This window comes from Bradyrhizobium campsiandrae (assembly GCF_014529705.1).
Classification (GTDB): domain Bacteria; phylum Pseudomonadota; class Alphaproteobacteria; order Rhizobiales; family Xanthobacteraceae; genus Bradyrhizobium; species Bradyrhizobium campsiandrae.
Genome location: NZ_JAANIH010000425.1, coordinates 1 through 241, shown reverse-complemented (window position 1 = coordinate 241; position 241 = coordinate 1). Strand labels below are relative to the sequence as shown.

Annotated in this window: 1 protein-coding gene; it reads right to left on the bottom strand. The window is 62.2% G+C overall.

From position 1 onward, the window contains the following. The coding region (locus G8O24_RS43775; RefSeq protein ID WP_244646481.1) for an ABC transporter substrate-binding protein at positions 1-241 on the bottom strand (241 nt) is incomplete at both ends.

The following is a 241-nucleotide window of genomic DNA, read 5'->3' as shown; positions in this document are numbered from 1 at the left end:
CCGGCATCGGCAAGAGCACCATCTTGTCGATCTTGGGCACACGGGCTTTGTCCCAATAGTCGGCGTTCTTGACCAGCTCGAGACGTTCGCGCGGGGTAAAGCTTGCCATCTTCCACGGGCCGGTGCCCGCGGCATCCTTGGCGAACGCGGTCCAGGCAGCCTGCGACTTCGCCTTGGCATCGGCGCCTTCCGCCTTCTCGTAGAAGTGCTGCCACTTTGCCGGGCTCGCCATGAACAAATT